Below are 25,613 nucleotides of genomic sequence, written 5' to 3'. Positions count from 1 at the left end.
CTTGACGGCATGGCGTGCTTCACTCCAGGTGCCGCGCCCGCTACGCTATCGGCTTCCCGGACCGCCCGACAACAACTCATAGCAGCCGCTATCCTGGAGAAGCAACACATGGCCATCGCACGCACCACGGTCCATCGCGACCTCTTGCGCGTCTTCGTTCTCACGCTCGTCTCGCTGTTCGCGATTCCGGCCGCGACCCTCGCCTTCACCGAATACGCATTGCGCTCTCAGGACGCGGCCTTCATGCAGTCCGTGGAAAAACGCATCGCGTCCAGCACGCGCATGTCCGCCGAGGACAAGGCCGGCGCCACCGAGTTCTACCGCAGCCATCCGCTCTCGACCGCCTGCGACGCCACCGCGCCGGAAGACAAGGATTTTCACGACAAGGTGTGCAGCCCTTACTCGATGCAGTGGCAGTTCCACTGGGCCGACCGCGCGGCGTTCTACACCATCGGCCTGGGCGCGGCGCTGCTCGCTGCAGCCTTGGTGCTGGGCGCGCTGGCCTTCGCCAACCGTGGCCTGCGATACGCCAGCTTCGTCGCGGGCTGGCGGCTCATGACGGTGTCGAGCGCGGTCGAGGTGGTGCTGCAGAGCGCGATGCTGGTGTGGCTGTCGTTCTGGCTCACCGCGTATTTCTGGCAGAGCTACTACGTCAAGCTCATTGCGCTGGCCGGCATCGCGGCCGCAGCAGCGGTGTTCTACGCTGTCTACACGCTGTTCAAGAAGCTGCCCTCGGGCAGCGAGATCGAGGGCGAACTCATCGCGCAGGCCGACGCGCCGCGCCTGTGGGAGCGCGTGCGCCAGCTGGCCGGCCGCGTGAAGACCGCGCCGCCCGACCAGATCGTGGCCGGCATCGACACCAACTTCTTCGTGACCGAAGCGCCCTGCGAGGTGCGCGGCCAGTCGCTGCGCGGCCGCACGCTGTTCGTGAGCATCCCGCTGCTGCGCGTGCTCGACCAGACCGAGGCCGATGCGGTGCTCGCGCACGAACTGGCCCACCTGGGCGGCGGCGACACGCGCAGCAGCGCGGCGCTCGGGCCGAAACTGCTTCAGTTCGACCAGTACACCTGGAAGATGCGCAGCGCCGGCCTCACAATCGTCGCGCACTACCTGCTGCGGCTGTACCGCATGATCTTCGCCTTCGCGCTGGCACGCGACAGCCGCGAGCGCGAATACAAGGCCGACCGCGTGGCCGCCGGGCTCACCGCGCCGCATGCCATCGTGCAGTCGCTGATCAAGATCTCGGCTTACGCGAGCTACCGCAACGACGTCGAGCGCCAGCTGTTCGCGCAGAACCGCGAGCACGACGGTGCGCTCGGCATCGCCGGCTTCGTGGCGGACGGCCTGCCGCCCTATGCGCGCTCCGACGCCTTCATCGAGGCAATGAAGACCGCCGACGTGCCGCATCCCTACGACACGCATCCGCCGCTGCTGGAGCGCATGCGCAACGTGGGCCACCACGTGGACGAGTCCGCCTACGGCGCCATCGTGGCCACCGCGCCGCAGGCTTCGTGGGCCGACGAGATCGAGACTGCCGGCGCCATCGAGGCGCGCCTGTGGAGCGACTACGAGCAGCGCTTCGTGCAGAACCACGAGCTGAGCCTGGCCTATCGCTACGAACCCGCGACAGAGGAAGAGCGCGCCGTGGTGCTGCGGCACTTCCCGCCGGTCGGCTTCGCACTGAAGAACGGCAACCGCATCGACGTGAGCTACGAAGGCCTGCACCCGAGCGCGGACGGCGGCTCCACCATCGCGTGGGACGAGGTCAAGGGCCTCACCTACAAGGACAGCAGCTTCGGCGACACGCTCGTGGTGACGCACCACGACAAGGGCATGCTCGGCGCGCGCACCACCAAGGTGAAGCTGGCCGGCCTCGGCAAGCAGAAGGAAAACTTCAAGGCCGCGGCCGGGCACTACTGGCAACGCCACCAGATCATGAGGGCGCAGCAACAGCAAGCACAGAACTGACGACCACGGCGGCCAGGGCCCGCCGGCGTACCTTGCGTACCCAACGCCCTGCTCCCGACGCTCCATAAAACCATCCAACACCGGAGACAAAACGATGAATCCCGTCGAACAGAGAACCATCTCGAAGATCAGCTGGCGGCTGCTGCCGCTGCTGATGGTCAGCTACTTCATCGCCTACCTCGACCGCGTGAACCTCGGCTTTGCCGGTTCCGCGATGTCCAAGGACCTGGGCTTCTCCGCCGCGGTGTTCGGCAGCGCGGCCGGCATCTTCTTCCTCGCGTACTTCCTGTTCGAGGTGCCGAGCAACATGGCGCTCGAGCGCTTCGGCGCGCGCCGCTGGATCGCACGCATCATGTTCAGCTGGGGCATCCTGTCCGCCGCGCAGGCGTGGGTGGGCGGCTCGACCAGCTTCAACATGGTGCGCTTCCTGCTCGGCATCGCCGAGGCGGGCTTCTTCCCGGGCGTCATCTTCTACATCACGCTGTGGTTTCCGGCGGCCTACCGCGCACGCATCGTGGGCTGGTTCATGTTCGCGATCCCCATCTCGACCGTGATCGGCTCGCCGATCTCGGGCTACATCCTCAACATGAACGGCATGGGCGGCATGCACGGCTGGCAGTGGCTGTTCATCCTCGAGGCGATTCCCTCGCTGATCCTGACCTTCTTCGTGCTGATGTACCTGCCCGACGGCCCCAAGGACGCCAGGTGGCTCACGACCGAGGAACGCGACTGGCTGCAGGCCACGCTCGACTCGGAGCGCCGCAACCGCGAGTCGATCAACAGCATCTCGTGGAAGCAGTCGCTGCTGAACCCGCGCGTGATCGGGCTGGGCTTCGTCTACATGGGCATCACCGTGCCGCTGTACGGCCTGAGCTTCTTCCTGCCGCAGATCATCAAGGGCTTCGGCGGCCTGAGCAATGTGGAGATCGGCTTCATCAACGCCTTCCCGTACCTGGTGGGCGCCATCGCCATGCTGTTCTGGACGCGGGCCTCGGACGCGCGCAAGGAGCGCAAGTGGTTCCTGCTGATTCCGCTGGCCTGCATCTTCCTCGGCCTGGTGCTCGCGGCCGAAACCAGCGCGCCCGTTCCCAAGATGGCCGCCGTGACGCTCGCCGCCTTCGGCATCTTCAGCGCCCTGCCCACCTTCTGGACGCTGCCCACCGCCATCCTGAGCGGCACGGCGGCGGCGGCCGGCATCGCGTGGATCAACTCCATCGGCAATCTGGGCGGCTACATCGGCCCGACGATCTTCGGCGCGCTGAAGGACCGCATGGGCAACGACATCTATGCCGTGATCTTCCTGGCGCTGCTGTCGGCCGTGGCGTTCGCGCTGGTGCTCATCATCGGGCACGATGCCCGCACCGAACAGGCAGCCGCACCCGGCCGCGCCTGACCCGCACGAACCCCGCTTGCCCATGACCAGTCCGCGCCTCCAGACCCTCATCCTCTACGCCCGGAACATGCGAGCCACGGCCGAGTTCTATTGCATGCACTTCGGATTCGCGTCGAGCCTGGAGGTCGTCGAGGGGTTGATCGAACTGCGCGCGACGAAAGGCGGCGCTGGCCTGCTGATCCACCAGGCCGCGAAGAGCGTGAAGCTCGGCCAGGCGGGCGTGAAGCTGATGTTCGACGTGGAGGACATCGAAGGCTTCAAGCAGAAGGCGGCAGCGAAGGGGCTGGCGTTCGGGGCGACGCACCAGGCGAACGGCTATGCGTTCGCCAATGCGAAGGACCCGGACGGCAACCCGGTGGCCATATCGAGCCGCGGCTTCCGGGCGTGACGCGGCTTTCCTTTCCTTGCCGCCGGAGTCGCCCGGCCTGCCGAGGAAATTTCGTCACCGCCGCAAGCCCGCGAACTTTTTCTTGCATTTGACACAACCGCCGTCATCGGAACGCGTCCCTGGGCCGTTGGACGGGGGCGCCATTGAACGACGCATTCCTCTTCTTCGATGCCATTGCTTAGAAAGAACCACATGAAGACCAAGCAGCTCATCCTCTCCAGCGTTCTCGCTTTCGCCGGCCTCGCAATGCTCGCCCCCAGCATTGCTTCCGCCGCTCCGCGCCACCCGCAGAAGCACAAGGTGTGCAAGTGGGACGCGCGTCACCACCACCGCGTGTGCCACTGGGTGCGTTGATCGCCCCATCGGCAGTGACCCGTCCTGCCATAGGTTGACACCTATGAAGGACACACAGCCGGCTTGATCCAGCCGGCAACGGACGCCCGATGAACCTCATCGGGCGTTTTCAATTTTAGGGACAGGTGCGGTCTCTCTTGGTTGTAGATCTGCACGGCCTGCTGGACCATCCGGCTGGCCTGGGTCAGATCGGCAGGCCGGTGCAGCAGGAACTCCATCTTCAAGATCCCGTTGACGCGCTCGGCCAGCGCGTTCTGATAGCAGTCGTAGCCGTCCGTCATCGAGCAGGCGATGCCGTGGCGGCGGTGGATTTCCTGATAGTCGTTCGAGCAGTACTGGATGCCCCTGTCCGAGTGATGCACCAGCATTTGCCCAGTCTTGCGGCCCTTGAGCGCCACCTTCAGCGCCCGGCTGACCTGCTCGGTGTGCAGGCTGTCGTGCACGTGATGGCCCACGATCTTGCGCGACCACGCATCCGTCACCAGGCTGAGATAGACGAATCCTTGATCGGTCGGCAGGTAGGTGATGTCAGCCACCCAGACCTGCTCGCTGCCGGTGGGGCGCACCTGATCCGGCCCCTGCTTGAGCAGGTTGGGATGACGGCGCAACCGGTGATGGCTGTCGGTGGTCTTGTGATACGCCCGCCTGGGCTGAACCAGCATGTGGGCCTCGCGCAGCACGTCCAGCAACGCATCGCGCCCCAGGCTCGCGTTGGCCTGGTGCAGCGGCTGCTTGAGAAGATGGTGCAGCTTGCGCGCGCCCAGCCGCGGCTGGCGCAGGCGCACGGAACGCACAAGCTCGATCACTGTGTCAGAACGGGCACGGCATTGCTGCTGGTGCTGCAGTTGTTGGTAGTAAGCCTGGCGGCTGACGCCCCAATGGCGGCAAGCCCTCAACACGCTCAGCCCCGGGACGAGCTTTTGCGAGAGGACTTGCCCGAAGGCTTTTTTACGACACGCACCCCATAGTCCTTCTTCAGGACATCGAGCACGGCCTCGAACAACTGAGCCTTCTCATTGGCCTCGCGAAGCTGGACTTCGAGAGCCTTGATCCTCTGCTCAGGAGTCAGCGGCGCAGCGGATGGCGATGCGGAATTCTTGATCGGTACTGGCATGGGAAGCCGACATGATGCCGAACCCCAGCTCTGGCGGCCATGCTTGCGCAGCCACACCAACACCGTCGAGCGACCCTGGATGCCGTAGCGCTCCTGGGCCTGCTTGTACGTGAGCTCGCCTTTTTCTACCTGATCGACCACCGACAGCTTAAAAGCCAGCGTGTAGTCGCTCTGCGTGCGTTTGATACCTGATTCCATTGACTCGCCTTTTCTGAGAGGAAAAGGTGTCAACCCAGGTCAGGACGGGTCACAGTCCATTGAAAAAGCCCGCGCCAGCGGGCTTTTTCAATACAGCGTCGCACGCTGCCTGGCCGGCAGTTCCCTGTCGTATGTCGCCCCGTCGAACGCCGATCCGGTCAGCGCCGACAGGATGGCGCCCGGCGTGGGCACCGCGCGCACCGCGTCCGGCGGCAGCGGCGCCCACAGCCTGGAGCGCTGGATCGCGCGGGCGCACTGGAAGAACACCTTTTCCACACGGATGCGGATCACGCACTGCGGCGGCTTGCCGTCCATCGCGAAACGCGCCAGCAGCGCGGGATCGACCGTGATGCCGGCCTTGCCGTTCACGCGCAGCGTCTCGCCCACGCCGGGAATCAGGAACAGCAGCGCCACGCGCGGGTCGGCCACGATATTGCGCAGGCTGTCGATGCGGTTGTTGCCGCGGCGTTCAGGCATCAGCAGGGTCTTGTCGTCCTGCACCGCGACGAAGCCCGGCGGATCGCCGCGCGGGGACACGTCGAGCCCGCCGGGCCCCAGGGTGGCGAGCGCCGCGAAAGGCGATGCGGCAATCAGCGCCTGGTAGGACGGGTGCAGGTACGACACCTCCTTCTTCAGCGCGGCCTCGCCGGGCTGGCCGAACAGGGCCTCGAGCTGCTCGATGTTCTCGATGGCATGTGCCGTGGTCATTCGATGGGTCCTTTGAAACAGGAAATGCAGCGGGCAGTTCAACGGGCCGCGCGCGCGGCTTCGGTGGCAGGCGCCGAATTCCAGCCGCAGGCCAGCGCCATCGCGGCCAGCAGCAGCGCGGCCGTGCCGTAGATCCACGGCGGCGACGCCACGGGCAGCAGCAGCCCGGCGATGAGCGGCCCGGTGCCGGCGCCGATGTCGCGCCACACCGAGCGCGCCGCCAGCGCCTGCACCCGCTCGGGGCCGGGCGTGCGACGCACCACGATGGGTGGCAGCAGCGGCAGCTGCAGGGCCCGCAGCACCACGATCAGCGCCGCGCAGCTCCACAGCCACCCCAGGCCGAAACCCACGAGCGCGATGGCCGTGACCAGCGACAGGCTCACCAGCAGGCGCTCGGCACCGAAGCGCTCCGCCATGTGGCCGCCGACCGGGCTCAGGAGGATCTCCGCAAGGTAGCGCAGCGCCATCAGCACGCCGGCCACGATCACCGCGCCGCCGGGCATCAGGTCCTTGCCGAGATAGGACAGGCCCACGATGAAGAGCCCGTCGAGCGCCAGCCCCTCCATGAACGACCAGCCGTCCAGGCTGTTGGGCCACTTGAACCGGCGCGCGGGCTTGCCTGCCGGATGCGGTGCGGCAGGCAGCCGCCGTGTGACGAACCACGCTGACAGAGAGACCACCGCCAGGATGCCGAAGATGGCGCGCGGCCCGCTCCAGTGCGCCAGCAGCGCGCCCAGCGGCAGCGCCAGCACCGGCCCCAGGGCGATGAAGGCGCGCGAGCGGCCGTTGCGCCGCGCGGCGCCGATCGGGTCGGCCGTGGCCAGCGCCTGCGTCGACAGGTTCAGTGCCGCGAAGCACAGGCCCCACACGAGGCGCAGCGGCAGCAAGGCCCAGAAACCGGAGAGCGTTGCGTAGCCCAGCCCGCAGGCGGCCGCCGCCAGCACGGCCATCGTGCAGGTCGGCCGGTCGCCATGGCGCGCATAGAAGCGCGCGACGTAGCCGTAGCCCGCGATGCGCACCAGCCGGTTGGCCGCCAGCAGCATGCCCGCCTCGGCCAGCGTCACGCCGAACTGGCTCGCATACATCGGCAGCAGCAGGTAGAGCACCACGTCGGCCGGCAGCGAGAGGCCGAGGGCCATCGCCGCATGGCGCGAGTTCAGGTCGGTGGCCGTGAGGCCGGGTGCGGATGCGGCGGGTGCGTTGAAGGACATCGAGCCCTGATGGTGCGCCGCGCCCTGCCCCGCCGACAAACGACATTAACGTGCGTCATGCGTGAGAAAATCGCACGCATATGTCGTTCCGCGAGCCTCCCCTGAACGCCGTGCGCGCCTTTGCCGCTGCGGCCCGCCACCTGAGCTTCACGCGCGCGGCGCTCGAACTGCACGTGACCCACAGCGCGGTGAGCCGGCAGATCAAGAGCCTCGAGGAATTCCTCGGCGTGGTGCTGTTCGAGCGGCGCGTGAGGCAGGTGGCACTCACCGCCGAGGGACAGCAGTTCCATGCCGAAGTCGAACCCGCCCTCGCGCAGATCAACGCCGCCGCGCGCGCACTGCAGGCCCATGGCCCGGCCCGCGCGGTGCGGATCAACGTCCGACCGTCGTTCGCGGTGCGCTGGCTCATTCCGCGGCTGCCCTCCTTCGTCGAGCGCTTTCCGGACATCGAGCCGCAGGTCGTCACCAGCACCGTGATGCCCGAGCAGGCGGTCGACAGCTTCGACATCGCCGTGCGCCGGGGCCTCGAAGGCTGGCCGCCGTCCATCAAGGTGCGGCCGTTCCTGAAGGACGAGGTGCTGGTGGTCGGTGCACCGGCGCTCTTCAAGGCGCACCCGCTGCCCGACCTGCGCGCGCTCGCTGCGCACGTGCTGCTGTCGGCCAGGACGCGCAAGGACGACTGGGATGCCTGGAAGAAGCAGTTCGGCGCACCACGCACCCGCCCGGCCGGCCGGCTGCAGTTCGACCACCTGCATTTCGTCCTGCAGGCCGCGATCGACGGCCTGGGCATCGCGCTCGCGCCGACGTCGCTGGTGGCGCACGACCTGGCCTCCGGGCGGCTGCAGTCGCCGATGCCGGAGATGCGCATGACGCTCCAGCGCTACTACTATGGCCTCGCGCCGGACGCCGCCCCGGAGGCGGCGTACGTGGCCGAGTGGTTCGAGCAGATGCGGTCCGAGGCGGTCTAGCACCGGCTCGTCCGGCGGGTCAGCCGAGCAGCGAGCGGATCACCGCAGCCACGCCTACCGAGCCCTTGCGCACGCTATCGTCCGCGCCTTCGAAGCGGATCCATCCTTCGTTGAAACCGTCGAGCATCTGGATGCGCGGCACCGGGTCGCGCATGCCCTGCGCGCGGAAGACCGCGCCCCAGGTCTCGCGCGGCACCGCCTCGGCGCGCACCGGCCGGCCCAGCACCTGCGCGAGTGCATCGGCCACCGCGTGCTGTGTCAACCGCTGCGGTCCTTCGAGCTCGACGATGCGCGGCACATCGCCCGGCTGCATCAGCAACTCGGCCGCGACGCGCCCCACGTCGGCCGTCGCCACCATCGGAATGGCGCGATCGAGCGGCTGAAGGTAGCTCGACAGCACACCCTGCTCGCGCGCCTGCGCGATGTCCCAGCGCAGGTTCTCGAGGAACCACGCCGGCCGCAGGAAGGTGACCGGGATCGGCAGCGTGCGAAGCGCTTCTTCCATCAGCGTGCGCTGGCTCAGCAGGTTGGGCTGCGCGGCCTGCGCGCCGACCGTCGACAGGCACACCACGCGCGGCGGACGGGTCGCGTCGAGTGCCTCGCGCACCGCGGCGTTCTCCGCCCTGGCTTCCGGGAAGCCCGGTTCGGGATCGAAGTTGGACGGTGGCAGCACGAAGACGCCCTTCGTGCCTGCGAAGGCACGCGACAGCGCCTGCGCGTCGTTCATGCCGGCAACGGCAACGTCGCAGCCGAGCCCGGCCCAGGCGTGGCCCTTGCCGGCGTCGCGCACGACCGCGCGAACCGGTTGGCCTGCCGACAGCAAGGCGCGCGCGGCGGCGCCCCCGACCTGTCCCGTGATTCCTGTGATGGCGTACATGAGGTTTTCCTTTTTCCTATCGATGCGGGATGCAACGCAGCGAATCGTAGGAACCGGTCATCTTTGAGTAAAGCGACCTCGAGGCATATCATTCATGACGGCAGATCACGAATTCAAACGAACGAAAAATGACACTCGACGGGCGCCTTCTCTCCAACGTCAGCGTGATGGCCGCCGTGGTCGAAGGCGGCAGCTTTGCGAGCGCGGCCAACGCACTCGGCCTGACGCCTTCCGGCGTGAGCCGCGCCATCGCCCGGCTCGAGGGCCGCATCGGCGTGCGGCTCTTCGACCGCACCACGCGCTCGCTCAGCCTCACCGACGAGGGACGGCTGCTCTACGCCAACATCAACCCGCTGGTGCTCGGCATCGAGGACGCGGTGACCCTCGCCGCGGGCTCGTCCGGCGCGGTGCGCGGACGGCTGCGCGTGAACACCGACGCCTTCAGCTCGCGCCTGCTGCTGGCGCCGCACCTGCCGCGCTTCCTGGCGCAGCATCCCGACCTCACCCTGGAACTGATCGCACGCGAACAACTCGGCGACCTCGTGGCCGAGGGCTTCGACATCGCGGTGCGCTTCGGCGAGCCACCATCGTCGTCCCTGGTGGCGCGCAAGCTGACCGACTCGCGCGTGGTCACCGTGGCCTCTCCGGCGTACATCGCACGGCACGGGCGGCCCGCGAAGCCGGCAGACCTTGCCGGCCACGCCTGCCTGCAGGTGCGCAACGCCGCCACGGGCCAGCCCTTCGCCTGGGAATTCCAGCGCGGGCGCAAGCTGGTGAAGGTTCCGACCGCCGGCCGCCTACTGCTGAGCGATCCCGGCACCATCCTCGAGACCACGCTGGCGGGCATCTGCGTGGCGCAGATCAAGGCGGTCGGCATCCAGCCGCAGCTCGACAGCGGCGCGCTGGTCGACCTGTTTCCCGACTGGCCCGACGAGCGGCTGCCGCTCTACGCGCTGTATCCGTCGCGGCACCTGCCGGCCGCGAAGGTGCGCGCGTTCATCGACTTCGTGATGGGCGTGGTCGCGCCGGCCGCCATGCCTGCAGCGAAGCCGGGGACGCGCCGCTGAGGGGTTGCGCACCGCGGATGCTTGCGGGTCCGGAAACGGCCGGCGCGCCCCGGCACTCGCTCGCAAGATCGGGCTTTCGCCAGACGTCCGCAGGCACCACCGCATGTCCGAAGTGCTTCCCCGCCCTTTCCTGTACCTCGCCGGGTCCAACCTCGCGGCGCAGTCCGCCGAACAGCTGAGCCTCGCGGCCGTGCCGCTGGTCGCGGTGCTCGCGCTCGGCGCCGGTCCCGGCGAGATCGGCTTTCTCGCGGCGGTGCAGACACTGCCCTTCCTGCTCGTCTCGATACCGATGGGCCTGCTGGCAGACCGCATGTCGCGCCGGCGCCTGATGGTGTGGGCCGAGTGGCTGCGTGCCGTCTCGTTGCTGGTGCTGCTCGGCCTGGTGATGGCCTCGAGACTCGGCATCGGTTGGCTCGCGGTGCTGGGGTTTCTCGGTGCGGTCGGGACCGTGGGCTTCAGCGTGGCGGCGCCGGCGCTGGTGCCGTCGCTCGTGCCGCGCGAGGCATTGGGCCGGGCCAACGGCCTGCTCGAACTTGCACGCAGCGCCGCGTTCACCGCCGGCCCCGCGCTGGCGGGCGCGCTGGTCGCATGGGCGGGTGCAGCGGCGGCGTTCGTGCTGGCCGCTGTGCTCTCGACCGCGGCGGTGGGCCTGTTGCTGAGATTGGCCGAGGCGCCGCGCGCGCCCGCCTCGCGCCGGCATCCGCTGCTCGAGGTGCGAGACGGCGCACGCTTCGTCTGGCACAGCGAACTGCTGCGGCCGATGCTGATGACCGGCGCAGTCTTCAACATCGCGTGGTTCGTGCTGCAGGCCGGCTATGTGCCGTATGCGGTGCGCGTGCTCGGCCTCGGCGCGCAGGCGGTCGGCTTCACGCTCGCGACCTACGGCGCGGGCATGGTCGCCGGCGCGCTGCTGACCTCGCGCGTGGTGGCGCGCCTGCCGTTCGGCCGCGCGATCCAGGTCGGCCCAGCGGTGGCCGTGCTTGCCGCGGCCGTGATGGCCGCCACGCTCGCGGTGCCGGCCGCCTGGCTGGCCGCGCTGTCGTTCTTCCTGTTCGGTGCGGGGCCGATGGTCTGGGTCATCACCTCGACCACGCTGCGCCAGAGCGTCACGGAAGCGGCCATGCTCGGGCGCGTGTCGGCGGTGTTCCTCACGATCAACGCGGGTGCGCGGCCCATCGGCGCAGCGCTCGGCGGCGCGGTGGGTGCGGCCTGGGGCGAGCCGGCCTGCCTGCTGCTCGCGCTGGCAGGCTTCGCGCTGCAGACCGCGCTCATCTTCGCCTCGCGCATCGCCACGCTGCACCGGCTGCCCGCGGTGCCGGGCTGAGAGGCCGCATCGGGCGCCGATGCCGCCGACACGCTAGAACAACGAGGCCATGCCGTTCGGCCGCGCGTCCTCGATGGCGAGCATGCGCAGCTTGGTGAGTGCGCCGCCGCCTGCCGAGAAGCCGCCGGGCTTGTTGCCGGCCGCAAGCACGCGGTGGCATGGCACCACCGGCGCGAAAGGGTTGTGGCCCATCGCCTGACCCACGGCGCGCGCGAGGCCCTTGTCGCCGAGTTCTTGCGCGATCTCGCCGTAGGTGCGGGTCTGCCCCGGGGGAATGCGCCGTGCGATGGCGTAGACGCGCTGGTGGAATTCCGACACGCCCCGCATGTCGAGCACGATGTGCGCCAGATCGTCGTGCCCGCCCTGCAGCAGCCCCTGGATGGCCGCGATCGCATGCTGCGCCATCTCGTCGGGCAGGCTTTCGCGCAGCGCCGGAAAGCGCCGCGCCATGCGAGCGCGCGTGGCGGCTTCGCCGTCGTCGGTGGGCAACTGCACGCCGGCCAGCCCTTGCGGACCCCACGCCAGCGCACACATGCCGATGGCCGTGTCGAACAACGCGAAGCCGCTCATGCCGACGCCTGCAGGGGCCGCTGCCGCCAGGCAAGCGCAGCACCGAGCCACAGTGCGATCGCCGAGGCCACCAGGCCGCGCGCCAGGCCGCCCGCGCCGTCCGAGATCCAGCCCGTGACGGTCGGCCCGACGATCTGCCCGAGCGCGAAGACGATGGTGAACATGCTGATGCCCTGCGCCCAGCGCGCCGGCGGCAGGTTGTGGCGCACCAGCGCGGTGGTCGAGGCCACCACCGACAGGAACACGCCGCCGAACAGCACGCCCGACACCAGCGCCACGGGTGCCGAAGGGCTCAGCACCGGCAGCAGCGTGGCCACGCCCAGCAGCCCGTCGAGCAGCGCCTGCGGCTGGCCGCCGCGGTAGCGGTCGAGCAGGCCGGCCCACAGCCGCGACGAAGCCACGCACGCGATGCCCAGCAGGGCGTAGAACAGCGTGACGAAACCGGCGCTGGCGTCCTGCTCTCGCAGCAGCGCGATCACGAAAGTCATGTAGCCGATATAGCCCATGCCGAACAACGCATAGCCCGCGAGCGCCCAGCCGAATCGGCGCAACGCGACCGGCGGCGTGCCGGCGGCTGCCGCCGGTTGCGCGGCCTGGGCCGGCCGCTCGGGCATGGCACGGCCGGCCCAGGCCAGCAGCAGCGTGGCCGCCGCGCTCGCGACCGCCAGCGCCCACCAGGCCCAGGCCCAGCCGTGTGGCACGTCGGCCGCCAGGCGCAGCACCTGCGGCACGAGCAGCGCCGACAACGTGATGCCGAAGCCCGTGCCGCCGTAGTAGATGCCAAGCAGCAGCCCGCTGCGCGAAGCGCCGCCCTCGCCGAGCCGCGCGGCCAGCAGCCCGCCCGCCACGAACACCCACGCGCTGGCCACGCCGGCGAGCAGACGCTGCAGCAGCAGTGCAGGCGCCGCCGTCACGAAGCCGCTGCCCGCCATGAAGACGCTCGCCAGCACGGCGCCCCACACCAGCAGCCGCGTGACGCCGAAGCGCCGCATCAGTGCGGGCGTGATCAAGGCGCCGATGAGGTAGCCGACTGCGTTCGCGGTGTTCATGCCGCCGGCCAGCGCATAGCTCCAGCCCAGGTCCTCGCGCATCGGCGGCAGCAGCAGCCCATAGGCGAATCGCGTGATGCCGAGCGACACGGCCGCGCCCATCGAGAGCGCGAAGGCAAGGCGCAGCACGGGCTGCGAGGGAGCGGCGGAAGTGAGCGTGGTCGACATGGGATCGGTCGGCCTATTCTGCGGCAGCCCGGCCGATCCTGCAGGTCACGGCGACGGCCCGCGCCGTCGCGCGCATCAGGCCGCGCCGACCGGGTCCGTGTGCAGCAGGTGGCGCTCCAGCAGCACCGCCACGTGCACCGCCTCGCGCTGCGCGCCGTCTTCGATCTGGTGCCGGCAGCTGGTGCCGTCGGCCACCACGACGGCGTTCGGCTGCTTGCGGATGGCCGGCAGCAGGCTGGCCTCGGCCATCTGCATCGACACCGCATGGTGGCTCGCCTCGTAGCCGAAGCTGCCGGCCATGCCGCAGCACGAGCTTTCGATGAGCTCGGGCTGTGCGCCCGGGATGAGCCTGAGCACCTCCATCACCGGGCTCACCGCGCCGAAGGCCTTCTGGTGGCAGTGGCCGTGCAGCAGGATCGGCACCCCAGCCGGCCTCAGCGCGATCTCGAAGCGCCCCTGCTTCGCTTCGCGTGCAATGAACTCCTCGAACAGCAACGCGTGCTTCGCCACCATCTCGGCCTTCTCGCCGAAGCCCATCACCAGCGCCTCGTCGCGCAGCGTGAGCAGGCACGAGGGCTCCAGGCCAACGATGGGCACGCCGGCACGCGCCAGCGGCACCAGCGCGTCGATCAGCGCCTCGGCCTTCTTCTTCGCCTCGTCGACCATGCCGCTCGCCAGGAAGGTGCGGCCGCAGCAGTGGTGCCCGCCGCGCTTCTCGACCGTGTGCAGCACGTAGCCCGCGGCCTGAAGCACGCGCGCCGCGGCAAAGGCGTTCTCGCTTTCGAAGGTGCCGTTGAAGGTGTCGACGAACAGCACTGCCGCCTTGCCGCCGCGACGTGCGATGGCCAGCGCCACGTCGCGCTCGACGAACAGGCCCGGTTCGTTGGCCTTGCCGCGCCAGAAGGTGTCGCGGCGCCATGCCGGCAGCGATCGCTTCGCGGAAAATCCCAGCAGCTTCTCGCCGAGCCATGCCGCACCCGGCACGCTGTTGCGCAGGTTCAGCAGCCACGGCATGCGGCTGGCCTTGTGCGCGTAGTCGGGCAGGTTGGCCACCAGCCGGTCTTTCAGCGTGTGGCCGTGGCGCTTCTTGTAGTGGTCGAGAAACTCGACCTTCATCTTCGCCATGTCCACGCCCGTGGGGCAGTCGCGCTTGCAGCCCTTGCAGCCGACGCACAGGTCCATGGTGTCGTGCATGGCCTCGCTGGTGAAAGCGTCGGGTCCGAGCTGGCCGGACAGCGCCAGCCGCAGCGTGTTGGCGCGGCCGCGCGTGAGGTGCTCTTCGTCGCGCGTCACGCGGTAGCTCGGGCACATCGTGCCGGCGTCGAACTTGCGGCAATGGCCGTTGTTGTTGCACATCTCCACCGCCTTGGCCAGGCCGCCGGTGCTGTCGCCGCCGGTGCCCGGCGCGGTGGTCACCTCGGTCACGGGGTCGGCGTCGACGTTCCAGGCCGACCAGTCGAGCACCGGCTTGAGTTCGATGCGGCGGTACGGCCGGGGCGCGGTGGGCGGCGCGAAGCGGAACAGCGCGCCGTCGTCCATGCGCGGCGGATCGATGATCTTGCCGGGGTTGAACAGGCCGATCGGGTCGAGCTTGCGCTTGATCGAGCGGAAGGCCTCGTTGAGTGCCGGGCCGAACTGCCATTCGATCCACTCGCCGCGGCACAGGCCGTCGCCGTGCTCGCCGCTGAAGGCGCCCTTGTACTTGCGCACCAGCGCGCCGGCCTCTTCCGCGATGGCGCGCATCTTCGAGGCGCCGTCCACGCGCATGTCCAGGATCGGCCGCACATGCAGCGTGCCGACCGACGCGTGCGCGTACCAGGTGCCGCGGCTGCCGTGCCGGGCGAACACCTCGGTCAGCGCATCGGTGTACTCGGCCAGGTGCTCGAGCGGCACGGCGCAGTCCTCGATGAAGCTCACCGGCTTGCCGTCGCCCTTCAGGCTCATCATGATGTTGAGGCCCGCCTTGCGCACCTCCCACAGGTTCTTCTGGCGCGCGTCGTCGGGCATCTCGACCACGCTGCCCGGCAGGCCGAGGTCGCCCATCAGCTCGACGAGCCGCTTGAGCTGCGGCAGCAGCGAAGCCTTGTCCGCGCCCGAGAACTCCACCAGCAGGATGGCGGCCGGCTTGCCGATGAGCGCGGTTTCCACCGTCGGCCTGAAGGCGGGGTTGGCCAGGCTCAGCTCGATCATGGTGCGGTCGACCAGCTCCACCGCCGTGGGCCCGAGCTTCACGATGTGCTGGGCCGAATCCATGGCCGCATGGAAGGTCGGGAAGTTCACGATGCCCAGCACCTTGGCGCGCGGCAGCGGCGCCAGCTTGAGCTTGAGGCTGCGCGTGTAGGCCAGCGTGCCTTCCGACCCGATGAGCAGGTGAGCGAGGTTCACGCTGCCGTCCGCGGTGTAGGGCCGCTCGCTCTGGTTGTCGAAGATGTCGAGGTTGTAGCCCGCCACGCGGCGCATCACCTTGGGCCAGTGCTCGGCGATCTGCTCGCGGTGCTGCCGCGCGAGGCTGCGCACGAACTGCGCGATGCCGGCCGCGCGCACGCCCAGCGTGCCGACGGGGCCGAAGTCGACCAGTTCGCCGTTCGACAGCCATGCGCTCGCGCCAAGCACGTTGTGCACCATGTTGCCGTAGGCAATGGAGCGCGAGCCGCAGGAGTTGTTGCCCGCCATGCCGCCGAGCGTGGCCTGCGCGCTGGTCGACACGTCCACCGGATACCAGAGCCCGTGCGGCTTGAGCTGCGCGTTGAGGTGGTCGAGCACCAGGCCGGGCTCGACGGTGGCGGTGCCCTCCTCCACGTCCACGTCGAGCACGCGCCGGAAATGCTTGCTGTTGTCGATCACCAGCGCCGCGCCCGTGGTCTGGCCGCACTGGCTGGTGCCGCCGCCGCGCGCGAGCACCGGCACCTTCAGGTCGCGGGCGATGTCGATGGCGGTGGCGATGTCGCGCTCGTTCGTGGGCACGAAGGCGCCCACCGGCGTGATCTGGTAGATCGACGCGTCGGTGGCGTAGCGACCGCGCGAGCCGTCGTCGAACAGCACCTCGCCCTGCGTGTCGGCGCGCAGCCGCCGCGCGAGCAGCTCGCAGGTGTCGTTGGGCGGAAGAACTGTTCCGGCTGGCTGCATGTGGCTGGCGGGATCGATGCGCATGGTGGGGCTCTGTTTTTCCTGAAGGATCAGTTCGACCGGGCCGAGGGGTAGATCTCGCCGGCGCGCAGCAGCTCGAGCACCGTGTCGCGCTTGCGCAGCACATGCGCCACCAGCACGCGGCGCATGGCGGCGGCGTCACGCGTGGCCAGCGCTTCGATCATCTGCTCGTGCTCTTCCACCGCGTGCTTCCACTTCGCCTCGTTCTGGTTGGTGCGAAAGCGCAGCGACTGCACGCGGGCATTGATGGAGCGGTATGTGTTCGACAGCACCGGGTTGGCGGCGGCATCGTTGATGGCAGTGTGGATGCGCGCGTTCAACCGGTAGTAGCCCGAGAGATCGCGCCGCGAGAAGCAGGCCATCATTTCGTAGTGCAGCGCGCGGACCTCGGCCAGTTCCTCGTCGGTGATGCGCCTGGCCGCCAGCTCGCCCGACATGCCCTCGAGCATGGCCAGCACCTCGAAGGTGTCGACCACGTCGGCCTCGGTGAGCTTCACCGCCACCGCCCCGCGGTTGGGCAGCAGGTCGACCAGCCCTTCGGCGGCCAGCAGCTTGATGGCCTCGCGCAGCGGTGTGCGCGACACCCGCAGCTGCAGGCACAGCTCGCGCTCGTTGAGCTTGGCGCCGGGCGCGATGTGGCCCTCCACCAGCATGGTGCGAAGGCGCGCGGCGACCTGGTCGTGCAACGCGAGCCTGGAAATTTCGATGATGTCAGCGGTCATGGTTTGTCCCTTGAATGCATTTTGAATGCAAAAAATGATGCTCACAACGTCAGAGAATCAGGGTTAACCATCAAACAAAAATGCATTTTGAATGCAAAACTGAACAGCGAAAGGACAGTCCATGCTGCAACTCGACATCCATCCCACCGGCCGCCACTTTCTCCAGATTCCCGGCCCGAGCCCGGTGCCTGACCGCATCCTGCGGGCCATGAGCCTGCCCACCATCGACCACCGCGGCCCCGAGTTCGGCACGCTCGGCCTGAAGGTGCTCGGCGGCATCAGGCAGGTGTTCAAGACGAAGCACCCCGTCGCGATCTACCCCGCGTCCGGCACCGGCGCCTGGGAAGCCGCACTCGCCAACACGCTGAGCCCGGGCGACCACGTGCTGATGTACGAGACCGGCCACTTCGCCTCGCTGTGGCAGAAGATGGCCACGCGGCTGGGCGTGTCCACCGAATTCCTGGCATGGTCGGGCAGCGACGCGCAACTGCCCAACGCGCCGAGCTGGCGACGCGGCGTGCAGGCCGACCTCATCGAGGCCCGCCTGCGCAAGGACACCGAGAAGAAGATCAAGGCCGTGTGCGTGGTGCACAACGAGACCTCCACCGGCGTCACCTCCGACATCGCCTCCGTGCGCAAGGCCATCGATGCGGCCGGCCACCCCGCCCTGCTGATGGTCGACAGCATCTCGGGGCTGGCGAGCGCCGATTTCCGCCACGACGAATGGGGCGTGGACGTGACCGTCAGCGGCTCGCAGAAGGGGCTGATGCTGCCCCCGGGCATGAGTTTCAACGCACTCTCGCCGCGCGCGCTCGAGGCCTCGAAGAGCGCGAAGCTGCCCAAGGCTTTCTGGGCCTGGGACGAGATCGTCGAGATGAACAAGGACGGCTACTGGCCCTACACGCCCAACACCAACCTGCTGTACGGGCTGTCCGAGGCGCTCGACATGCTGCTCGGCGAAGGACTCGACAACGTGTTCGCGCGCCACCAGCGCTGGGCCGCGGGCGTGCGCGCGGCAGTCAACGCGTGGGGCCTTCCCATTCAATGCGCGGACCCCGCCGTGTACTCGCCGGCGCTCACCGGCGTGATCACGCCCGAGGGCGTCGATGCCGACGCGCTGCGCCGGCTCATCCACCAGCGCTTCGACCTTTCGCTGGGCACCGGCCTGGGCAAGCTCAAGGGCCGCATGTTCCGCATGGGCCACCTGGGCGACAGCAACGACCTCACGCTGGTGGCCATGGTCGCGGGTGTCGAGATGGGCATGAAGCTCGCGGGCATCAAGCTGGCCGGCAGCGGCGTGCACGCGGCCATGGACCACTTCGCGAGCCACCCGGCACAGGGCGCGCTGCAGCAGGCCGCATAGGCACGCAGCACGGCCGGCATTGCGCCGGCCCCAGCGCCTGCCGGCGTCGCTCCTGCAAACAGCGCCCGCAAGCAACGCCCGCCGGCGCGCATCGGATTCCTACTCACGACGGAGACAAAGAAGATGCAAAGACGTTCCCTGATCCAGGCCGCGGGCGCCGCGGCCGCCACGCTGGGCGTGCCCCGGCTCTTCGCGCAGGAGTGGCCTTCGGGGCCGGTGCGCATCGTGGTCGGATTTCCGCCGGGTGGTGGCACCGATGCGCTGGCGCGCGTGGTCGCGCAGAAGCTGACGATCATGTGGGGCCAGCAGGTCATCGTCGAGAACAAGGGCGGCGTGGCCGGCGTGCTGGCGGCCGACTACGTGGCGCAGCAGCCCGCCGACGGCAGCACGCTGCTGATGGCCCACATCAACAGCCATGCGCTCGCGCCCAGCCTGCAGCCCAAGCTGCGCTACAACGTGGAGCGCGACTTCGTGCCGATCGTGCTGGTGGGCGTCACGCCCAACCTGCTGATCGCCAACCCCGGCCAGAAGGCGCTCACGGTGAAGGAGATCGTGGCCGCCTGCAAGGCCGCGCCAGGCACGCTGAGCTTCGGCTCGGCCGGCGCCGGTTCGGCGCAGCACCTGGCGCTCGAGATGTTCAAGCTGCAGGGCGGTGTCGATGCGCTGCACGTGCCGTACAAGGGCAGCGGCCCGCTGCTGGCCGACCTGATGGGCGGGCAGATCCAGTACAGCTTCGAGACCATGACGGCCGCCACGCCGCACGTGAAGAACGGCCGGGTGATCGCCGTTGCGCAGACCCGCACCCAGCGCGCCAAGGGCCATCCGAACGTGCCGACGATGCAGGAGCAAGGCTTCCAGGGCTTCGAGGCGACCACCTGGTACGGCCTCGCCGGTCCGGGCAAGCTGCCGGCATCGATCGCGCAGAAGGTCAATCGCGACGTGAACACCGTGCTTGCCATGCCCGACGTCCAGGAGCGCCTTGACACCTACGGCGCCGAAGACGGCGGCGGTTCGCAGGACAAGTTCAAGCAGTTCATCAGCACCGAGATCGCGAAGTGGGCGAAGGTCGTGAAGGACGGCAAGGTGCACGTCGACACCTGAAGGGCCGGTGCAACCTGAGAAGATCGAGGACATGAACCCATCCCAGACCGCCCTCACAGACGCACTCGTGGCCGCGCGCCGCGGCAACCGCACCCTCGACGCCTCGCCCTGGACCGACGCGCTCGCCAGCGCCACCGAAGCCTACGAAGTGCAGGACGCCGTGGCGGCCGCGCTCGACTGGTTCGACGGCCGGCCGGTGCCCGGCATTTGGAAGTCGGGCGGCGGCTCGCGCAGCGCCACCCTCACCCATGCACCGCTGCCGCCCGCCGGCGTGCGGCAGGGCCCGGCCGACTTCTCCGATCTCGTGTTCCATTCGCCCGGCATCGAGGCCGAGATCGCCCTGCGGCTCGGACGGGATGTGACGCCCGAGCAGGCTGCAACGCTCGACCACGACAGCGCCGCATCGCTCATCGACGCCATGACGGTGTCGGTGGAAGTCGTCGACTCGCGCTGGCAGGACCTCGCCGCCACGCCCGCCCTGCTGCGCCTGGCCGATTCGCAGGTGCACGGCGCGCTGGTGCTCGGCGAGTGGAAGCCCTACGTGGCGGTCGACTGGGCCTCGCAGCGCTGCGAGACCCGGGTGGGCGATGCCGCGCCCGTGGTACGCGAAGGCACGCATCCGCTGGCTGACCCGGCGTGGCTGCTGCCCATCTGGCTGCGCCACCTCACGCGGCACGGTCAGACCGTGCCCGCGCGCACGGTGGTCACCACCGGCTCGTGGGTCGGCATCGTGCCGTGCCGGCGCGGCGATCAGGTGACGGCGGAGTTTCCCGGCATCGGCTCCGTTCGCCTGAGCGTGTAGCGTCCGCCGCCCACGCCCGAACAGGCCACCAGGAAGTCGAGCACCGCCCGCACCCGCGCGGGCAGCGTGCCGGCCTTGCCGATGTACACCGCGTGGATCGGCTCCACCTCGCACGGATTGAACTCCTCGAGCAGCGGCACCAGCCGGCCTGCGTCGATGTCGTGCTGCACGTGGTACAGCGACAGCCGCGCCACGCCCGCGCCTGCCATGGCCAGGTGGCGCAGCGTCTCGCCGTCGCCTGCGCGCACCGGGCCGGCCACCGGCATCCACACCGTGCGGCCGTCCAAGCGCAGCGGCCAGTCTGGCGAGTTGCGCCGGAAGCTCCAGCCCAGCCTGTTGTGCGCCTCCAGTTCCTGCGGCGTGTGCGGCGTGCCGTACTTCGCGAGGTACGAAGGCGCGGCCACGATGGCCTGGCTCGTTTCGCCGAGCCGCCGCGCGACCAGGTCTGAGGACGGCAGCTGGCCCCAGCGGATCGCGATGTCGGCGCGCTCGTCCATCAGGTCGACGATGCGGTCGGTGAGCGCGATGTCGAGCGTGATCTGCGGATGCTGCTCCAGCAGGCGCGGCACCAGCGGCACCAGCCTGTGCTGGCCGAAGGACACGCTGGCATTGATGCTCACCCGCCCGCGCGGCGCCGCGCCGGCGGCGGCACAGCGCTCGGCCTCGTCCATGTCGGCCAGCACGCGCGTGCTGCGCTCGTAGAACGCGCTGCCTTCGGGCGTGAGCTGCAGCTTGCGCGTTGAGCGATGCACCAGCTGGATGCCCAGGCGCAGCTCGAGTCGGGCCACGAGCTTGCTCACCGCCGAGGGCGTCATGCCGAGCAGTCGCGCCGCCGACGAGAAGCCGCCCGACTCGACCACCTGCACGAAGGCTTCCATCTCGCCGGAACGGTTGACGTCGATGCGCGGCATGGCTTTTTTCCGTCGTTCTGTGAGTTCAAGTCACAAGTCTGTGTATCGGCGGCATTCTAGTCATCGACATGGAATGTCTCCACAGTACAGGGCATCATGCCAATCGCTCTCCTTGCCCTCACCGCCGGTGCCTTCGGAATAGGCACCACCGAGTTCGTCATCATGGGCCTGCTGATGCAGGTCTCGACGGACCTCCACGTTTCCATCACGGCCGCCGGCCTGCTGATCTCGGGCTACGCGCTCGGGGTGGCGGTGGGCGCGCCCGTGCTCACCATCGCGACCCGAAAGCTGCCGCGCAAGACCGTGCTGCTCGCGCTGATGGCGATCTTCACGCTCGGCAATCTCGCCTGCGCGCTGGCGCCCAGCTACGAGATGCTGATGGCCGCGCGCGTCATCACCTCGCTGGCGCACGGCACCTTCTTCGGCGTCGGCTCGGTGGTGGCGACCGGCCTGGTGGCGCCCGAAAAGCGCGCCTCTGCCATAGCGATCATGTTCACCGGCCTGACCGCCGCCACGCTGCTCGGCGTGCCGGCAGGCGCGTGGCTCGGCCTGCAGTTCGGCTGGCGCTCGGCCTTCTGGGCGGTCACCGCGATCGGCCTCCTGGCGCTCGTGGTGCTCGCCGCGTTCGTGCCGCGCGTCAGGGGCGAGGTCAAGCCCGCACCGCTGCGCGAAGAGCTGGCCGTGCTGGCGCGTCCGCAGGTGCTGCTCGGCCTGGCCATGACGGTGCTCGGCTTTGCCGGCGTGTTCGTGGTGTACACGTACATCCAGCCGCTGCTCACGCGGCTCACCGGGTTGTCCGAGTCGGCGGTGTCGCCCGTGCTGCTGGTGTTCGGCGGAGGAATGGCACTCGGCAACATCCTTGGCGGCAAGCTGGCCGACCGGGCGCCGATGGCGGCCGTGCTTGCCACGCTGGTGGCGCTGGCCGCGGTGCTGGGTGCGATGCAGTTCACCATCGGCACGCCGTTCGCCGCCGTGGTGTTCGTCGGCCTTCTCGGCGTGGCCTCTTTCGCCACCGTGGCGCCGATGCAGCTGCGCGTGCTCGAAAAGGCCTCGGGCGCCGGCCAGAACCTGGCGTCGAGCCTCAACATCGCGGCCTTCAACCTCGGCAACGCCCTCGGCGCGTGGGTCGGCGGCGTGGTGATCGACCACGGCCCGGGCCTGCGTTCGCTGGGCTGGGTGGCGGCGCTGCTCACGCTGGCCGGCCTGACGATCGCGCTGTGGAGCCGTTCGCTCGACCGGCGCGAGCCGCGCGGCGAACTGGCCGATTGCGCCTCGGCGCAGGCCTGACCGGGCCGGTGCGACAACGGGCGCTGCAAGCAAGGCGAGCCATCGGAAACCGATGCTCGCCGCGTCCGCCCCGTGAGGCTCAGCCGTCGATGTCCGACCGGTCCGCCGAACTCGGGCTCGGGCTCCCGTCGAGCATCAGCGGATCGCGCGGACCGCCTGCGGGCAGGAAGAACTCGAAGCGGTTGCGCCCGGCCGCCTTGGCGTTGTAGAGGGCGGCGTCGGCGCGCGCCAGCAGCTCTTCGGCCGACGCCGAGGAATCGGCCGCGCGATGGAACGCGATGCCGATGCTCGTGGTCACGGCGATGGTCTGGCCTTCGATCACGAACGGCGCCTTGCCGACACGTTCCACGATCTTCTCGGCCACCGTGGCCGCTGCCTGCGTACCGCTCAGGTTCTCGAGCACCAGCACGAATTCGTCGCCGGCCAGCCGCGCCACCTTGTCGGTGCCGCGCACGCTGGCCGTCAGGCGCCGCGCGTACTCGACCAGCACCGCGTCGCCCACCGCGTGGCCGAAGGTGTCGTTGATGGTCTTGAAATGGTCGATGTCCAGGAACATCAGCGCCATCGCATTGCCAGTGAGCCGGCCGCGCAGCACTGCGTCCGGCAGGTACTCGTTGAACGCCAGCCGGTTCGGCAGGCCGGTGAGCGTGTCGAGCCGCGCCAGTTCGATGAGCTTGTGCTCCACCAGCTTCAGCGCGGTGATGTCGAGCGCCAGCGAGAAGATGCCGTGCGTGAGACCGTCGGCGCGCACGTCGGGCACGTAGATGACCTGGGTGATGCGCTCGAAGCCCTTGCGCTGCGTGCGCGCCTCGAACTCGACCCGCTCCCCGGCCAGCGCGCGCGCCAGCATCGGACGGCGCGACAGGTAGACCTCGCGGCCGGCCACGTCCTGCAGGTGGCGGCCCAGAAGCTGCAGGGGATCGAGGCCCAGCCATTCGCGGCTGGTGGCGTTGGCGAAGGTGATCTTCTCGTCGCGGTCGATGTAGGTGATGAGCGCCGGCATGTTGTCGGTGATGGTGCGCAGGCGCAGCTCGCTCTCGGCCTGGCGCAGTTCCGCTTCCTTCAGCGCCGTGATGTTGAAGCTCATCAGGTAGAAGCCCACCACTTCGCCGCGCGGATTGGTGTCGGGAATCAGGTTGACCTGAAAGAAGCCTTCCTTGCCGCGCAGCGGCGTGCGCACCTGGAAGCGCACCTTCTTGCCGGACAGCATCACCGGCAGGTACGGCTGGCACTGCGCGTACACCGGGTCGCCCAGCGCCGAACGCATGGTCGTGCCCTCCACCGGCCGGTCGCCCAGGCCCGCCATCTCGCGTGCGCGCACGTTGCCGAACAGGCAGTTCTGGTTGCGGTCGAAATAGCCCACCAGCGCCGGAATGTTGTCGGTGACGTCGCGCAGGCGCTTTTCCTGCTCGGCCACGGCCTTGCGGATGTTCACTTCCTCCGTGATGTCGAAGGTCATCGCGAACACGCCGCGCACCGCGCCATCGGCATCGAGGTCGGGAATGTAGTGGGCCTGGAAGGTGCGGTGGCCGATGCCCAGCGCCGGGTCGCCGGTCTTCTCGAGGATGACTGTCTCGCCGGCCAGCGCGCGCTCGAAATACGGCTTGACCACGGCGTAGTCGTCGCCGCGCGACTCGGGCATCGAGCGGCCGACCAGCGGCGCATTGTCGTGCAGCGCGCTGATGCGCGCGTTGACGAAGGTGTAGCGCAGCGAGGCGTCCACGCGGGACACCATCGCCGGGATGTTGTCGGCGATGGTGCGCAGCTGCGCCTCGCTGTGCGCGAGGCTGAGCTCGGTGGCCAGCCGCTGCGTCATCAGCGCGTCGAAGGTGCGCGCGAGGTCGCCGATCTCATCGCGCGCATAGCTTGCCGGGATCGGCGAGGCCTGGCCCGGGGACTGCTGGGCCGACTGCATGTGCCGGTGGAGCTCGGCCAGCGGTTTCAGGCGCCGCCGCACCACGCCCAGGGCAAGCGCCCCGGCCAGCAGCGACAGCGTCAGCGCGCCCAGCCAGGCGCCGCGCTCGATCGACTCGATACCGGCAAAGGCCTCGGCCTTCGGATACATGGCGCCGACGATCCAGTTGGTGCGCTCGGTGCGGTCGAAGGCATAGAGGCTGGGCACGCCGGCCTCGTCGGCGCCCTCCCCGGTGCCTTCGAAGCCGCCCATGGCGCGCAGGATGTCGGGATTGCCGCCGCCACTGGCGGCCCTGACGTCGGTCAGGATGCGCGCGGTGTCCGGGTGGTCGACCACCACGCCGTCGGCAGTGACGATGAACAGGTAGCCGCTCTTGCCGAATCGCACGTCGCCGAACGCGCCCAGGATGTTGCGGTCCTTCAGGTTGATGGCGCCCGAGATCACGTACTGGACCCGACCATCGCCGTCGAACACAGGCTGGGTGATGGCGACCTGCGCCAGCCCGTTCAGCCGGTTGCGGTAGGGCTCCGACACCACCCCGGCCTTCGTGGCGACGGTCTGCACGAAATACGGGCGATCCTTGACGTTGACGCTGCCGTTCTTCTGCGCGCCGTTCAGGTTCGCAACGAGGTTGCCGTTGAGGTCGAGCAGGGCCACGTTGTCGAAGGCCTGGTGAAGCGATCCGTGCTTTTCAAGGAAGACCTGCAAGGCTTCGGCGTCCGCGAAGCCCTGCGTCTGGATGCTCTCGGCGAAGGTCTGCAGCAGGATGCGACGGCTGCCCAGCTTCTGGTCGATGGCGTCCGAAATGGCGCTCACGCGTCCCATCTCCTCCGCAGCGATCGAGGCCCGCATGCTGCCCCTGACGAGGTGCAGCGCATACGTGGCGATGGCAAAGGTCGCCGCCAGCACCACCGCGGCCACCCCGAGGCTCAGGCGCGTGTGCAGGCCGAAGCGAAATGTCGGAAGGCCGGGTTCGTTCATTGATCTGGTGAGGGCCGGTGCGTTGCC

Annotated in this window: 21 protein-coding genes; 11 read left to right on the top strand and 10 right to left on the bottom strand. The window is 69.1% G+C overall.

Features of this window, described 5'->3' with window-relative positions; translation table 11 throughout:
• Positions 1–108: 108 nt before the first annotated feature.
• The 4 genes from AACL56_RS15140 to AACL56_RS15125 all read left to right on the top strand — a co-directional run bounded on the left by AACL56_RS15140 (position 109) and on the right by AACL56_RS15125 (position 4,103).
• On the top strand, positions 109–1,968 hold the full coding sequence (locus AACL56_RS15140) for a M48 family metallopeptidase (RefSeq protein WP_339090625.1): 1,860 nt from the start codon (positions 109–111) through the stop codon (positions 1,966–1,968).
• A 94-nt stretch (positions 1,969–2,062) separates the two neighbouring features.
• A complete protein-coding gene (locus AACL56_RS15135) occupies positions 2,063–3,361 on the top strand; it encodes an MFS transporter (RefSeq protein WP_339090624.1) in 1,299 nt (432 codons plus the stop codon).
• Between the two features lie 22 nt (positions 3,362–3,383).
• Positions 3,384–3,749 (top strand): VOC family protein, encoded by a 366-nt coding sequence (locus tag AACL56_RS15130; RefSeq protein WP_339090623.1) that lies wholly within the window; start codon positions 3,384–3,386, stop codon positions 3,747–3,749.
• Positions 3,750–3,941: 192 nt separating this feature from the next.
• Complete coding sequence (locus AACL56_RS15125; RefSeq protein ID WP_339090622.1) at positions 3,942–4,103, top strand: HHHH-motif protein; 162 nt, start codon at positions 3,942–3,944, stop codon at positions 4,101–4,103.
• Between the two features lie 41 nt (positions 4,104–4,144).
• Here the strand turns inward: AACL56_RS15125 and AACL56_RS15120 are convergent.
• From AACL56_RS15120 to AACL56_RS15110, 3 genes are all read right to left on the bottom strand, one after another.
• Positions 4,145–5,415, bottom strand: a protein-coding gene (locus tag AACL56_RS15120) for an IS3 family transposase (protein WP_339088234.1) whose coding sequence is annotated in 2 segments (ribosomal slippage) — positions 4,145–5,053 and positions 5,056–5,415 — 1,269 coding nt in all. Because the reading frame shifts where the segments join, the coding sequence is not laid out codon by codon here.
• 87 nt (positions 5,416–5,502) lie between these two features.
• Complete coding sequence (locus tag AACL56_RS15115; protein WP_339090621.1) at positions 5,503–6,123, bottom strand: pyridoxamine 5'-phosphate oxidase family protein; 621 nt, start codon at positions 6,121–6,123, stop codon at positions 5,503–5,505.
• Between the two features lie 38 nt (positions 6,124–6,161).
• Positions 6,162–7,334: an MFS transporter gene (locus AACL56_RS15110; RefSeq protein WP_339090620.1), complete on the bottom strand. Its 1,173-nt coding sequence runs from the start codon at positions 7,332–7,334 to the stop codon at positions 6,162–6,164.
• An 80-nt stretch (positions 7,335–7,414) separates the two neighbouring features.
• Here AACL56_RS15110 and AACL56_RS15105 point away from each other — a divergent pair, with 80 nt between their 5' ends.
• Complete coding sequence (locus tag AACL56_RS15105; RefSeq protein ID WP_339090619.1) at positions 7,415–8,302, top strand: LysR substrate-binding domain-containing protein; 888 nt, start codon at positions 7,415–7,417, stop codon at positions 8,300–8,302.
• Positions 8,303–8,321: 19 nt separating this feature from the next.
• Here AACL56_RS15105 and AACL56_RS15100 read toward each other — a convergent pair whose 3' ends face one another.
• On the bottom strand, positions 8,322–9,179 hold the full coding sequence (locus tag AACL56_RS15100) for an NmrA family NAD(P)-binding protein (RefSeq protein WP_339090618.1): 858 nt from the start codon (positions 9,177–9,179) through the stop codon (positions 8,322–8,324).
• Positions 9,180–9,307: 128 nt separating this feature from the next.
• Between AACL56_RS15100 and AACL56_RS15095 the strand changes: the two genes are divergently transcribed.
• Positions 9,308–10,246, top strand: coding sequence for a LysR family transcriptional regulator (locus tag AACL56_RS15095; protein ID WP_339090617.1), 939 nt, complete (start codon positions 9,308–9,310; stop codon positions 10,244–10,246).
• Positions 10,247–10,349: 103 nt separating this feature from the next.
• A complete protein-coding gene (locus AACL56_RS15090; protein ID WP_339090616.1) occupies positions 10,350–11,570 on the top strand; it encodes an MFS transporter in 1,221 nt (406 codons plus the stop codon).
• 33 nt (positions 11,571–11,603) lie between these two features.
• Here AACL56_RS15090 and AACL56_RS15085 read toward each other — a convergent pair whose 3' ends face one another.
• The 4 genes from AACL56_RS15085 to AACL56_RS15070 all read right to left on the bottom strand — a co-directional run bounded on the left by AACL56_RS15085 (position 11,604) and on the right by AACL56_RS15070 (position 17,226).
• Entirely contained in the window at positions 11,604–12,140 is a 537-nt protein-coding gene (locus AACL56_RS15085) for a methylated-DNA--[protein]-cysteine S-methyltransferase (RefSeq protein ID WP_339090615.1), read from the bottom strand.
• Positions 12,137–13,357 carry a YbfB/YjiJ family MFS transporter gene (locus AACL56_RS15080; protein WP_339090614.1) on the bottom strand — a complete coding sequence of 407 codons (1,221 nt, stop codon included), beginning with the start codon at positions 13,355–13,357 and terminating at the stop codon, positions 12,137–12,139. Before AACL56_RS15080 ends, AACL56_RS15085 begins: the two co-directional genes overlap by 4 nt.
• Positions 13,358–13,432: 75 nt before the next feature.
• Positions 13,433–16,507, bottom strand: coding sequence for an FAD-binding and (Fe-S)-binding domain-containing protein (locus tag AACL56_RS15075; RefSeq protein ID WP_339090613.1), 3,075 nt, complete (start codon positions 16,505–16,507; stop codon positions 13,433–13,435).
• Between the two features lie 26 nt (positions 16,508–16,533).
• Complete coding sequence (locus tag AACL56_RS15070; RefSeq protein WP_339090612.1) at positions 16,534–17,226, bottom strand: GntR family transcriptional regulator; 693 nt, start codon at positions 17,224–17,226, stop codon at positions 16,534–16,536.
• A 121-nt stretch (positions 17,227–17,347) separates the two neighbouring features.
• Here AACL56_RS15070 and AACL56_RS15065 point away from each other — a divergent pair, with 121 nt between their 5' ends.
• The 3 genes from AACL56_RS15065 to AACL56_RS15055 all read left to right on the top strand — a co-directional run bounded on the left by AACL56_RS15065 (position 17,348) and on the right by AACL56_RS15055 (position 20,492).
• Positions 17,348–18,589, top strand: a complete 1,242-nt coding sequence (locus tag AACL56_RS15065) for a pyridoxal-phosphate-dependent aminotransferase family protein (protein ID WP_339090611.1) — start codon at positions 17,348–17,350, stop codon at positions 18,587–18,589.
• Between the two features lie 123 nt (positions 18,590–18,712).
• Positions 18,713–19,690: a tripartite tricarboxylate transporter substrate binding protein gene (locus AACL56_RS15060; RefSeq protein WP_339090610.1), complete on the top strand. Its 978-nt coding sequence runs from the start codon at positions 18,713–18,715 to the stop codon at positions 19,688–19,690.
• A gap of 31 nt (positions 19,691–19,721) precedes the next feature.
• The gene (locus AACL56_RS15055; protein ID WP_339090609.1) at positions 19,722–20,492 is read left to right on the top strand and encodes a fumarylacetoacetate hydrolase family protein; all 771 of its coding nucleotides are present in this window, start codon (positions 19,722–19,724) and stop codon (positions 20,490–20,492) included.
• On the opposite strand, the gene AACL56_RS15050 is transcribed toward AACL56_RS15055, so the two are convergent.
• Positions 20,441–21,403 (bottom strand): LysR substrate-binding domain-containing protein, encoded by a 963-nt coding sequence (locus tag AACL56_RS15050; RefSeq protein ID WP_339090608.1) that lies wholly within the window; start codon positions 21,401–21,403, stop codon positions 20,441–20,443. The genes AACL56_RS15055 and AACL56_RS15050 overlap by 52 nt on opposite strands.
• A 96-nt stretch (positions 21,404–21,499) precedes the next feature.
• Here AACL56_RS15050 and AACL56_RS15045 point away from each other — a divergent pair, with 96 nt between their 5' ends.
• Positions 21,500–22,690 carry an MFS transporter gene (locus tag AACL56_RS15045; protein WP_339090607.1) on the top strand — a complete coding sequence of 397 codons (1,191 nt, stop codon included), beginning with the start codon at positions 21,500–21,502 and terminating at the stop codon, positions 22,688–22,690.
• 79 nt (positions 22,691–22,769) lie between these two features.
• Here the strand turns inward: AACL56_RS15045 and AACL56_RS15040 are convergent, their stop codons facing one another.
• The gene (locus tag AACL56_RS15040) at positions 22,770–25,586 is read right to left on the bottom strand and encodes a diguanylate cyclase domain-containing protein (protein ID WP_339090606.1); all 2,817 of its coding nucleotides are present in this window, start codon (positions 25,584–25,586) and stop codon (positions 22,770–22,772) included.
• Positions 25,587–25,613: the final 27 nt, after the last annotated feature.

The organism is Variovorax paradoxus, assembly GCF_902712855.1.
Classification (GTDB): Bacteria; Pseudomonadota; Gammaproteobacteria; order Burkholderiales; family Burkholderiaceae_C; genus Variovorax; species Variovorax paradoxus_Q.
This window is presented reverse-complemented; position numbering and strand designations above follow the sequence as displayed.

What these genes read in the sequence shown, in the direction of transcription:
- AACL56_RS15140 (WP_339090625.1), top strand. Translation starts at nt 109, where the DNA reads ATGGCCATCGCACGCACCACGGTCCATCGCGACCTCTTGCGCGTCTTC.
- AACL56_RS15135 (WP_339090624.1), top strand. Translation starts at nt 2,063, where the DNA reads ATGAATCCCGTCGAACAGAGAACCATCTCGAAGATCAGCTGGCGGCTG.
- AACL56_RS15130 (WP_339090623.1), top strand. Translation starts at nt 3,384, where the DNA reads ATGACCAGTCCGCGCCTCCAGACCCTCATCCTCTACGCCCGGAACATG.
- AACL56_RS15125 (WP_339090622.1), top strand. Translation starts at nt 3,942, where the DNA reads ATGAAGACCAAGCAGCTCATCCTCTCCAGCGTTCTCGCTTTCGCCGGC.
- AACL56_RS15115 (WP_339090621.1), bottom strand. Translation starts at nt 6,123, where the DNA reads ATGACCACGGCACATGCCATCGAGAACATCGAGCAGCTCGAGGCCCTG.
- AACL56_RS15110 (WP_339090620.1), bottom strand. Translation starts at nt 7,334, where the DNA reads ATGTCCTTCAACGCACCCGCCGCATCCGCACCCGGCCTCACGGCCACC.
- AACL56_RS15105 (WP_339090619.1), top strand. Translation starts at nt 7,415, where the DNA reads ATGTCGTTCCGCGAGCCTCCCCTGAACGCCGTGCGCGCCTTTGCCGCT.
- AACL56_RS15100 (WP_339090618.1), bottom strand. Translation starts at nt 9,179, where the DNA reads ATGTACGCCATCACAGGAATCACGGGACAGGTCGGGGGCGCCGCCGCG.
- AACL56_RS15095 (WP_339090617.1), top strand. Translation starts at nt 9,308, where the DNA reads ATGACACTCGACGGGCGCCTTCTCTCCAACGTCAGCGTGATGGCCGCC.
- AACL56_RS15090 (WP_339090616.1), top strand. Translation starts at nt 10,350, where the DNA reads ATGTCCGAAGTGCTTCCCCGCCCTTTCCTGTACCTCGCCGGGTCCAAC.
- AACL56_RS15085 (WP_339090615.1), bottom strand. Translation starts at nt 12,140, where the DNA reads ATGAGCGGCTTCGCGTTGTTCGACACGGCCATCGGCATGTGTGCGCTG.
- AACL56_RS15080 (WP_339090614.1), bottom strand. Translation starts at nt 13,357, where the DNA reads ATGTCGACCACGCTCACTTCCGCCGCTCCCTCGCAGCCCGTGCTGCGC.
- AACL56_RS15075 (WP_339090613.1), bottom strand. Translation starts at nt 16,507, where the DNA reads ATGCGCATCGATCCCGCCAGCCACATGCAGCCAGCCGGAACAGTTCTT.
- AACL56_RS15070 (WP_339090612.1), bottom strand. Translation starts at nt 17,226, where the DNA reads ATGACCGCTGACATCATCGAAATTTCCAGGCTCGCGTTGCACGACCAG.
- AACL56_RS15065 (WP_339090611.1), top strand. Translation starts at nt 17,348, where the DNA reads ATGCTGCAACTCGACATCCATCCCACCGGCCGCCACTTTCTCCAGATT.
- AACL56_RS15060 (WP_339090610.1), top strand. Translation starts at nt 18,713, where the DNA reads ATGCAAAGACGTTCCCTGATCCAGGCCGCGGGCGCCGCGGCCGCCACG.
- AACL56_RS15055 (WP_339090609.1), top strand. Translation starts at nt 19,722, where the DNA reads ATGAACCCATCCCAGACCGCCCTCACAGACGCACTCGTGGCCGCGCGC.
- AACL56_RS15050 (WP_339090608.1), bottom strand. Translation starts at nt 21,403, where the DNA reads ATGCCGCGCATCGACGTCAACCGTTCCGGCGAGATGGAAGCCTTCGTG.
- AACL56_RS15045 (WP_339090607.1), top strand. Translation starts at nt 21,500, where the DNA reads ATGCCAATCGCTCTCCTTGCCCTCACCGCCGGTGCCTTCGGAATAGGC.
- AACL56_RS15040 (WP_339090606.1), bottom strand. Translation starts at nt 25,586, where the DNA reads ATGAACGAACCCGGCCTTCCGACATTTCGCTTCGGCCTGCACACGCGC.